Here is a 10,006-nt window from a genome sequence, read left to right on the forward strand (position 1 = left end):
CCGGCGGTTGCGCATCGGCTTGCTCTCCAGCGGCAATGAACTGCGCGAACCCGGCGAGCCGCTGGCACCGGGACAGATCTACAACTCCAACCGCTACTGCCTGCTCAGCGTGTTGCGCAGCCTCGGGATGGAGGTTCACGACTACGAAATCCTCGTCGACGAGCTGGCGGCCAGCCGTGATGCGTTGGCGCTTGCAGCGTCCGAATGGGACATGTTGCTCACCTCCGGTGGCGTCTCGGTCGGCGAGGAGGATCACCTCAAACAGGCGATCCGCGAACTGGGCGAGCTGCACATGTGGCGTCTGGCGATCCAGCCGGGCAAGCCGCTGGCGTTTGGCGAGGTCAATGGCAAGCCGTGGATCGGCCTGCCAGGCAACCCGGCGGCAGCGCTGATCACCTCGCTGGTGGTGGCGCGGCCGTTCCTGCTCAGTGCCCAGGGTTGCACCGAGGTGCTGCCTAAGCCGCTGCGCCTGACCGCGGGCTTCGCCTGGCGCAAGCCGAACAACCGCCGCCAGTACCTGCGCGCACGGCTGGAGCAGGTCGATGGCGAGATGCGCGTGTGCCTGCACCCGCGGCAGGGCTCGGCGATGCTGACCTCGGCCAGCTGGGCCGAAGGCCTGGCCCTCGTCGAACGCAACCGCACGTTGGAAGCGGGTGAAGTGGTGGAGTACCTGCCGTTCAGCGAGCTGCTCGGCTGAGACGCGCAAACGCCCGGTCGATGATGGTCGACCGGGCGTTTTGCGTCTGCGCATCAGGCCTGGTGACGCTGCGGCAGCATCCGGCGAAGGACGTCATCGCGGCGAACATAATGGTGAAACAGCGCGGCTGCAGCATGCAGACCGATCAGCCAGTAACCAAGCACGGCCAGGGTTTCGTGAACTTCCTTGAGATCACCGGCTAGAGCCTTGTCCGGGCCCAGCAGCGCGGGTAATTCAAGACCGAAGAACGGAATGGGTTTGCCAGCGGCGCTCAAGTTCAGCCAGCCCAGCAGTGGCAGGCCGATCATCAGGCCATACAACGCCAAGTGCGCCAGCTTGGCGAGACGTTGCTCCCAGGCTGCGCTGGCAATGGCGAGCGGCGCCGGGCGCAGCCATCTGGCCAGCAAACGCAGCCAGACCAGCATGAACACCGACAAGCCGAGTATGAAGTGCCACTGCTTGAGCAGCTCTCTCGGCTCGCTGCCCTTGGCGAAATTGCCCTTCAGTTCAATCGTTGCGTAGACGGCTGCAATCAGCAGCACCATCAGCCAGTGCAAGCCAATGGACAGCCGCCCGTAGCGTACTGGCATCAGTTTTTCGTTCATTTCACCTACTCTGCGTGTGGATAATTGCCGCCGAGTTTATGCCACGAAACTTAAGCGAAGCTTATCCGGCCAGGCGTCGCGACGATTCGACGCGGTGATGCGCGCAGCAATCGACAGGCCGAGCCCCGTATCCTGCGGTCGCCGAGTCGAACGAAACGGTCGGAATTTCCACGCGGTGCTGGCGCGCATGCTCGGCCGTGAGTAGGCCAGGCGCAGGCGGCTAACACTCAGATCAGCGCGACTGCTGCAGCGCCCATCCGGCTGATAGGGCGTGGCGTGTTTTCCCAGTCAAGCGCCTGGGCACTGCACCCGCTGAGGAGGGCAGGAAGGCATCAGCCGCTCGGTCAGCGCCGCACCAGCGACACCCCGGATTCCATGTGATGGGTATAGGGGAACTGGTCAAACAGCGCGCAGCGCTCGATGCGGTGGGTGTCGTGCAGCTGGGCGATGTTCGCCGCGAGGGTTTCCGGGTTGCAGGAAATGTAGAGGATGCGCTCGAAGCGGCGGGTCAGCTCGCAGGTGTCGGGGTCCATGCCGGCGCGTGGCGGGTCGACGAAAACGCTGCCGAAGCTGTAGCGCTTCAGGTCGATCCCGGCCAGGCGGCGGAACGGGCGCACTTCGTTCAGTGCCTGGGTCAGCTCTTCGGCAGACAGACGCACCAGGCTGACGTTATCGATGCCGTTGTCGTCGAGGTTGGCCAGCGCGGCATTGACCGACGATTTGCTGATCTCAGTCGCCAGCACCTTGGGCACGCGGGTCGCCAGCGGCAGGGTGAAGTTGCCGTTGCCGCAATAGAGTTCGAGCAGATCGTCGGTGCGCTCGCCAAGGACGTCATGCGCCCAGTTCAGCATCTTCTGGCACACCTCGCCGTTGGGCTGGGTAAAGGCGCCCTCGGGTTGGCGATAGCTGAAGGTTCGACCCGCAACGGTCAGCCGCTCGGTGACATAGTCACGGCCAATGACGATGCGCTTGCCCTTGGAGCGGCCGACGATGCTGGTGCCCAGCGTCGCGGCAAGCGATTCCGCCTCCTGCTGCCAGGCGTCGTCCAGCGGACGATGGTAGGCGAGGGTGATCAGCGCGTCGCCGGAGAGGGTGGTCAGGAATTCGACCTGGAACAGCTTGAAGCTCAACGTCTCGCTGGACTGCCAGGCGGCTTTGAGCTGTGGCATCAGTTCATTGATACGGCGACTGGCGATGGGGAAGCTATCGATCAGGATCGGTGTGTGTTTGTCGCCCTGCTCGAACATCGCGTAATGACGCTGGCCGTCTTCGCGCCACAGGCGGAACTCGGTGCGCAGGCGATAGTGTTCACGTGGCGAGTCGAAGATTTCCGGCGCGGGTGCGTCGAAGGGCGCCAGCAGTTCCATCAGCCGCGCGGCTTTCTCGGCGAGTTGGGCGTCGTAAGTGGCGGGGTCGAATTGCGGAGCGCTCATTGGGACTCTTGGGAAATTGGATGAATCGTAGGGTGGACCGGGGCGCACAGTTGGCGCTTCATCCATCCACCGTCGCGGTACGAAAGGTGGAAGAAAAAAGCGTCATCCACCCTGCGACGCCAGCGTCAGCCGGCGAACCAGCCCAGCTTGATCACGAACAGGATCGACAGGACCCACATCGCCGGGCTCAGGTCGCGCCAGCGGCCGGCGAGCAGCTTGACGGCGGTCCAGGCGATGAAGCCAAAGGCGATGCCGTTGGCGATGGAGAAGGTCAGCGGCATGGCCAGGGCGGCAATGGCCACCGGCGCGGCAACGGTGAGGTCGTCCCAGTCGATGTTGGCCAGGCTGCTCATCATCAGCACGGCGACGAACAGCAGCGCCGGCGCGGTGGCATAAGCCGGTACGGCGCCAGCCAGCGGGGCGAAGAACAGGCTGAGCAGGAACAGCAGCGCGACCACGCACGCGGTCAGGCCGGTACGGCCACCGGCGCTGATACCGGCGGCGGATTCGATGTAGCTGGTGGTGGTCGAGGTACCCAACGCGGCGCCAGCCATGGTCGCGGTGCTGTCAGCCAGCAGCGCGCGGCCCAGGCGTGGCATGCGACCGTCCTTGTCGAGCAGGTCGGCCTTCTGCGCGACGCCGATCAGGGTGCCGGAGGTGTCGAACAGGTCGACGAACAGGAAGGCGAAAATCACGCTGAGCAGGCCGATGTCCAGCGCGCCAGCGAGGTCCAGCTGCAGCAGGGTCGGCATCAGCGAAGGCGGCATCGACACCACGCCGTTGAGCTCGGACAGACCGAGAATGATCGACAAGCCGGTAACCACCAGAATTCCGATCATCACCGCGCCGGTGACCTGACGGTAGGCCAGGGCGGCAATCAGGAAGAAGCCCAGGCAGGCCAGCAGCGGGCCGCCAGCGGACAGGTCGCCGAGGCCCACCAGCGTGGCTGGATTGTCGACAACGATGCCGGCGTTCTTCAGCGCGATGATCGCCAGAAACAGGCCGATTCCCGCCGCGATGCCCGAACGCAGCGCCAGCGGGATGCTGTGGATGATCCACTCACGGATCTTGAAGATCGACAGCAGGAAGAAGATCGCACCCGACAGGAACACCGCGCCCAGCGCGGTTTGCCAGGTGTAGCCCATGGTCAGCACCACGGTGTAGGTGAAGAAAGCGTTCAGGCCCATGCCCGGTGCCAGGGCGATCGGGTAGTTGGCGACCAGCCCCATGATCGCCGAGCCGATCGCTGCGGCGAGGCAGGTGGCGACGAACACCGCGCCGTGATCCATGCCGGCTTCGGCGAGGATGCTCGGGTTGACGAAGAGAATGTAAGCCATCGTTAAAAAGGTCGTGAGACCGGCGAGGATCTCGGTGCGCAGCGTAGTGTTGTGCGCTTTGAGTTGGAACAGCTTCTCCAGCATGGTGATTCCTCTTCTTGCCGGTCGATGATGCGTTGGGGTTGTCTCTCTGGACGACTTGCTCGGTACAGCAAAGCTTATCCGGGCGATGCCCGCAAAAGCGGCGCATCTTACACCGTCGTTCCAGTCGGTTGAATTCGATTAGGGTGACCCATCAGTTCTGTTTCTTCGGCCTTTGCGACCTCTGGTGCTGGCGCCTGTCCAAAGCCTCATCGAGGCGCATTGTGCGCCAAGGTCTGCGCTGCGGTTCTCGGGGCTCAGATGTTCAATCGATCCAGCCAAGCGCTGCGCCTGACAGGTCGTCGAGACCACGGCTGGGGCGAGACCACTTCGAAGGAGCCTATTCATGTCTGAACCGATCATGGGACTGTGCACGCTGGTGCTGGCAGCCGGACAGGGTAGCCGCTACCGCGAGCTTGTCGATCAAGACAAGTTGCTCGTGCCCAGCCGTGATACGCCAGCGGCCCCCGGCGTGCTGGCCTCGACGCTCGAGTCGCTGGCGGGTATCACGGAGCGACTGGTGGTAATCACCCGTGAAGACAATCTTGCGCTGCGCGCGTGGCTTGATCAGCGGGCCGGATCGTTCGGTGCCGAAGTGTTCACGGTGCGCAGCAATGGCCTCGGTCACAGCCTGGCGCAGGCCATTGCGCAATATCCAGCCGAACGGGGCTGGCTGGTAGTGCTTGGGGACATGCCCTATATCCGCCGTGAAACCATCCGTTGCATTGCTGCTGAAATCGAGCAGGAGCGACTGGTATTGCCGCGCCACGCGGGGCAACCCGGTCACCCGCGTGGTATCGGCAGCCGCTATCGTCGGCAGCTGATGGCACTCGACGGTGACCGCGGTGCGCAAGCCCTTTTTGGCGCGGGCGTTATCACCGACGTCGAGGTCGATGATGTCGGCGTGTTGCAGGACATCGACCGCCCCAAGGACCGCCGAGGCGCCTGAGACCGGCCGGCTGCCGATCACCGCTCCGTGGATTCAGGATGGGGTTGAAGGGCGGGGCACCCTTTGCTCGGCGCCTCCCAGCCCGCCGGCTGAACGTTTTTTCCGCCCTGGCAGTCGTACCCCTAGGCGCACGGAAAGCGCATCAAATGCCTGAGCTTTTCGGCGATCCTGCACAGAACAGGCAGCCGAAGCCCCCAAACCGTGAGGCTGCCATGAGCGAAACGTCTACCGCTGCAGGTGGGATTGCCGCCTGTTCCATCACCCTCCAATTGAACGGCGAGCACCGTGAAGTCGAGGTCTATCCCTGGACCACGTTGCTCGATCTGCTGCGTGAACAGCTGCACCTGACCGGCACGAAGAAAGGCTGTGACCACGGCCAGTGCGGCGCCTGTACCGTGCTGCTCAACGGCAAGCGGATCAACAGCTGCCTGACGCTTGCCGTGATGCACGACGGTGCGCAGCTGACCACCATCGAAGGGTTGGCCAACGGTGAGGCGCTGCACCCGATGCAGGCGGCTTTTGTCAGCCACGATGCCTTTCAGTGCGGCTACTGCACGCCGGGACAGATCTGCTCGGCGGTGGGTTTGGTCAGCGAAGGCCACGCACAGACCCGCGATGAGCTACGCGAGCAGATGAGCGGCAATGTGTGTCGCTGCGGTGCCTACCCGAACATTCTTGCGGCAATAGAAGAAGCCATGCCGCAAACCCGCGACCGCCTCAACGCTGTGCGGGAGGTAAAACCATGAATCCCTTCAGCTATGCACGCCCAAGCAGCGTCGAGGACGCCATCCGGCAGTTTCGCCCGGACAGCCGCTACATCGCGGGCGGCACCAACCTGCTCGATCTGATGAAGGAAAACGTCACCCGTCCATCGCAGCTGATCGACATCACCCGCTTGCCCATGACCGATATCGACGAAACGCCTGACGGCGGGTTGCGCATCGGTGCGCTGGTGAGTAACGCCGATCTGGCCCGGCACCCGCTGGTGCAGCGGCGCTACCCCTTGCTATCTCAAGCGATTCTGGCGGGCGCCTCGCCGCAGTTGCGTAACATGGCGAGTACCGGCGGCAACCTGCTTCAGCGCACGCGTTGCTACTACTTCTACGACAGCACCACGCCGTGCAACAAGCGCGAGCCGGGCACTGGCTGCCCCGCACGTGACGGCCTGAACCGCATTCACGCGATCCTCGGCCACAGCGATGCCTGCATTGCTGTGCATCCATCGGACATGTGCGTAGCGCTGGCGGCGCTGGAAGCCGTGGTACACGTGCAGGGGCCTCAGGGTGAGCGTCGCATTGATTTCGCTGACTTCCACCGGTTGCCTGGCGATACGCCCGAGCGTGACAACACGCTGAGCGACGGCGAGCTGATCACTGCCGTCGAGCTGCCTGCGCAGGATTTCTCCGCTCACAGCAGTTATCTCAAGCTGCGCGACCGCGCCTCCTACGCGTTTGCGCTGGTGTCCGTTGCGGCTGCACTGGACATGGACGGCGGGAACATCCGCAGCGCACGCATCGCCATGGGCGGCGTGGCACACAAACCCTGGCGCAAGGCCGAAGCGGAGGCGGCGCTGGTTGGCAAGACGGCTGGCGAAGCAGCGTTCAGCGCCGCTGCCGACATCCTGCTCGAGGATGCCAGTGGCTTCGAACACAACGCGTTCAAGATCGAACTGGGCCGTCGCGCGATCGTTCGTGCCCTGACCGACGCCGCCAAAGGAGTCGCCCAATGAAACCAGCCAATTCCCCGTTCGGCCAACCCCTTGACCGCGTCGATGGCCCGCTCAAGGTCACCGGCCAGGCGCATTACGCCGCTGAGTTCGACTTCCCGGGCCTGCTCTATGGCAGCGTGGTGAACAGCGGTATCGCCCGTGGTCGGATCGTCAGCATCGATACCAGCGCCGCCGAAGCGGTGCCAGGCGTAGCGCTGGTACTGACTCACCAGAATCGCCCGCCTATCGCCAGCTATGACGAGCCCTACGAGGACGACGACGCTGCCGACGGCTCGCCGTTCCGCCCGCTGTTCAACGACCGCATTCTCTACAGCGGCCAGCCAATTGCATTGGTCGTCGCGGAAAACCTTGAGCTGGCCCGTTACGCCGGGAGCCTGGTCAAGGTGGAATACGCACCTGAGCCACACCGGACCGACCTGCTCAGCGAACTGGAAACCATGCACAAGGCACCGGCCGAGCTGCCGGAACCGCGCGGTGACGTGGACAGCGCGTTGCGCAATGCCCCGCTCAGGCTCAACCTCGAGTACACCACGCCGGTCGAGCATCACAACCCGATGGAGCCTCACGCGTCCACGGTTCATTACCTTCCGGAAGGCAACCTGGAGATCTACGACAAGACCCAGGGCGTGCAGAACTGCATGCGCTACCTCGAAGACGTGTTTGGCATGAAGGACAAAATCCGCATCTTGTCGCCCTTCGTCGGCGGCGCCTTTGGCTCCGGTCTGCGTCCGCAATACCAGCTGCCGCTGGCCGTGATGGCAGCGCTCAAGCTCAAGCGCTCGGTGCGCGTTGCGCTCAAACGCCAGCAGATGTTCACCTTTGGCTACCGCCCACGCACCGTGCAGCGCCTCTCGATCGGTGCTGCAGCCAACGGTCAATTGCAGGCACTGACCCATCAGGCCATTGGCCAGACCTCCTCGTTCGAGGACTTTACCGAGCATGAAGTGGAATGGTCGGGAATGCTCTACCAGTGCCCGAACGTGAAGCTGGATTACCAATTGGTGCCGCTGGACGTCTACACCCCGCTCGACATGCGGGCGCCCGGCGCAACCATTGGCGTTTATGCGCTGGAATGCGCCATGGACGAACTGGCCTACGCGGCGAATGTCGATCCGCTGGCGTTGCGCCTGATCAATTACTCCGAGCGCAACGCCAACCAGAACAAACCGTATTCGAGCAAAGCGCTGCGCGAATGCTACGAGCAGGGCGCCGAGCGCTTCGGTTGGTCGCGCCGTTCGATGGCGCCGCGCTCGATGCGCGATGGCAACCAACTGATTGGCTGGGGCATGGCCACCGGCGTGTGGGAGGCGATGCAGATGCCGGCCAGCGCCAAGGCGTGCATGGAGCCTGATGGCCGGTTGGTGGTCAGCAGTGCCACAGCCGATATCGGCACCGGCACCTACACCGTGATGACCCAGATTGCCGCCGCCGCCCTGGGCTTGCCGATGGATCGCGTGGAGTTTCGGCTCGGCGATTCGAGCTTGTCCCAGGCACCATTGGAAGGCGGATCGGCGACGGTCTCTTCGGTTGGCAGCGCCGTGCAGCAAGCGTGTGAAGGCTTACGCCAGAAGATTCTGGATGCGGCGCAGCAGTCGCCCGTGTCCCCGTTCACTGGGGCAAAGCTCGACGATGTGGAGTTTGTAGACGGTCTGATGCGGCTAAAGGCGTCGCCCGCGCGCAACGTCGAGATCGAGCAGATCGTTGCCGTCAGCGGTGTGCTCGAGGCCGAGGTGAGCGTCAAACCTGGTGAAAAGCGCAACGATTATTCGACCGCCACGCATTCGGCCGTTTTCGTTGAGGTGCGAGTGGACGAAACGCTGGGCACGATCAAGGTGAGCCGGGCGGTGAGCGCCGTGGCGGCTGGGCGGGTGGTCAATCCCAAGACGGCCGGTAACCAGATTGTCGGCGGCGTGGTGTGGGGCATCGGCCAAGCGCTGCATGAGGAGACCATGATCGACCACAACCTGGGTCGTTACATGAACCACACCCTCTCGGAATACCACGTCCCGGTGAACGCTGACATCGGCGAGATTGACGTGATCTTCGTGGAGGAGAAGGACGAGATCGTCAACGTGCTGGGCTCCAAGGGCGTCGGCGAGATCGGCATTGTCGGCGTGGCGGCGGCGGTGGGCAACGCCATCTTCCATGCCACCGGCAAGCGCGTGAGGGACTTGCCGATTACCTTGGACAAGGTGTTGTAACCGTCGTGGCGCGTGGAAAGGCTGCGCCGTTTTCCACCCTACGGTTGGCAGGCAACGGCTGTAGGGTGGAAGGCCGCGAAGCGCCTTCCACTGAAACCGCTAATCCAGATCCCGATGCAACTGGTCGCGGTTGGCCAGCGTCGGGAACAGCTTCATCCAGGTTCCAGTGATCAGCAGCGTGCCGACGCCGCCAAGCACCACTGCCGGGACCGTGCCGAACCAGTGGGCGGTGAGGCCGGACTCGAACTCGCCGAGCTGGTTCGATGCACCGATGAACAATCCATTCACAGCGCTGACCCGGCCACGCATCGCGTCCGGCGTTTCCAGCTGCACGAATGCACCGCGGATCACCATGCTGATCATGTCCGCCGCGCCGAGCACTACCAGCACGGCCATGGACAGCCAGAACGATGTCGACAGGCCGAAGGCGATGGTCGCCACGCCGAAGACCCCGACAGCGGCGAACATGACTCGCCCAACGCGCTTGTTGATCGGATAGCGGGCCAGCCACAGGGACATCAACAACGCACCCACCGCAGGTGCCGAGCGCAGCAGACCGAGTCCCCAGGGGCCGGTGAGCAGGATGTCCTTGGCGAACACCGGCAGCAGCGCAGTGGCGCCACCCAGCAGCACGGCGAACATGTCCAGCGAAATGGCGCCCAGGATGTCTGGTCGGCTGCGGATAAAACGCATCCCGGCGAGCAGGTTGTCCATCGCCGGGCCAGTCTGTTTGGGCGGTGCCGGGCGTTTCGGCAGGCTCAGCATCAGACTGCAGGCGAGGGCGAACAGCAGCGCTACCGGGCCATAGACCCACAGTGGACCGATGGCGAACAGCAGACCGCCCAACGCTGGTGCGACGATGGTGGCTGACTGCATGGCCGAGGACGAGGCCGCCACGGCGGCGGGAAACAGTTGCGTAGGCACCAGGCTCGGCAGCAGCGCCTGGGTCGCGGGCCCTTCGAAGGCCCGCGCGC

9 protein-coding genes are annotated in these 10,006 nt (G+C 64.0%); 5 read left to right on the plus strand and 4 right to left on the minus strand.

Features of this window, described 5'->3' with window-relative positions:
- Positions 1–697: molybdopterin molybdotransferase MoeA (locus tag PSTU_RS0103595; protein ID WP_019339673.1), on the plus strand; the 697-nt coding region annotated here is incomplete at its 5' end.
- Positions 698–750: 53 nt separating this feature from the next.
- Here PSTU_RS0103595 and PSTU_RS0103600 read toward each other — a convergent pair.
- The 3 genes from PSTU_RS0103600 to PSTU_RS0103610 all read right to left on the minus strand — a co-directional run bounded on the left by PSTU_RS0103600 (position 751) and on the right by PSTU_RS0103610 (position 4,156).
- Positions 751–1,302: a cytochrome b gene (locus tag PSTU_RS0103600; RefSeq protein ID WP_019339674.1), complete on the minus strand. Its 552-nt coding sequence runs from the start codon at positions 1,300–1,302 to the stop codon at positions 751–753.
- Between the two features lie 344 nt (positions 1,303–1,646).
- Positions 1,647–2,735 carry a tRNA (uridine(54)-C5)-methyltransferase TrmA gene (gene trmA / locus PSTU_RS0103605; RefSeq protein ID WP_019339675.1) on the minus strand — a complete coding sequence of 363 codons (1,089 nt, stop codon included), beginning with the start codon at positions 2,733–2,735 and terminating at the stop codon, positions 1,647–1,649.
- A 125-nt stretch (positions 2,736–2,860) separates the two neighbouring features.
- Positions 2,861–4,156, minus strand: a complete 1,296-nt coding sequence (locus PSTU_RS0103610) for an NCS2 family permease (RefSeq protein ID WP_019339676.1) — start codon at positions 4,154–4,156, stop codon at positions 2,861–2,863.
- A gap of 343 nt (positions 4,157–4,499) precedes the next feature.
- On the opposite strand from PSTU_RS0103610, the gene PSTU_RS0103615 reads away from it, so the two are divergent.
- The 4 genes from PSTU_RS0103615 to PSTU_RS0103630 all read left to right on the plus strand — a co-directional run bounded on the left by PSTU_RS0103615 (position 4,500) and on the right by PSTU_RS0103630 (position 9,032).
- Positions 4,500–5,102 carry a nucleotidyltransferase family protein gene (locus PSTU_RS0103615; RefSeq protein WP_019339677.1) on the plus strand — a complete coding sequence of 201 codons (603 nt, stop codon included), beginning with the start codon at positions 4,500–4,502 and terminating at the stop codon, positions 5,100–5,102.
- Positions 5,103–5,314: 212 nt separating this feature from the next.
- Positions 5,315–5,848 (plus strand): (2Fe-2S)-binding protein, encoded by a 534-nt coding sequence (locus PSTU_RS0103620; RefSeq protein ID WP_029404599.1) that lies wholly within the window; start codon positions 5,315–5,317, stop codon positions 5,846–5,848.
- A complete protein-coding gene (locus PSTU_RS0103625; protein WP_019339679.1) occupies positions 5,845–6,831 on the plus strand; it encodes an FAD binding domain-containing protein in 987 nt (328 codons plus the stop codon). The genes PSTU_RS0103620 and PSTU_RS0103625 overlap by 4 nt, the downstream gene beginning before the upstream one ends.
- A complete protein-coding gene (locus tag PSTU_RS0103630; RefSeq protein WP_019339680.1) occupies positions 6,828–9,032 on the plus strand; it encodes a xanthine dehydrogenase family protein molybdopterin-binding subunit in 2,205 nt (734 codons plus the stop codon). Before PSTU_RS0103625 ends, PSTU_RS0103630 begins: the two co-directional genes overlap by 4 nt.
- Before the next feature lie 99 nt (positions 9,033–9,131).
- Here the strand turns inward: PSTU_RS0103630 and PSTU_RS0103635 are convergent.
- Positions 9,132–10,006: MFS transporter (locus tag PSTU_RS0103635; protein ID WP_019339681.1), on the minus strand; the 875-nt coding region annotated here is incomplete at its 5' end.

The sequence above is a fragment of the Stutzerimonas stutzeri SDM-LAC genome, assembly GCF_000235745.1.
GTDB classification, from domain to species: domain Bacteria; phylum Pseudomonadota; class Gammaproteobacteria; order Pseudomonadales; family Pseudomonadaceae; genus Stutzerimonas; species Stutzerimonas stutzeri_H.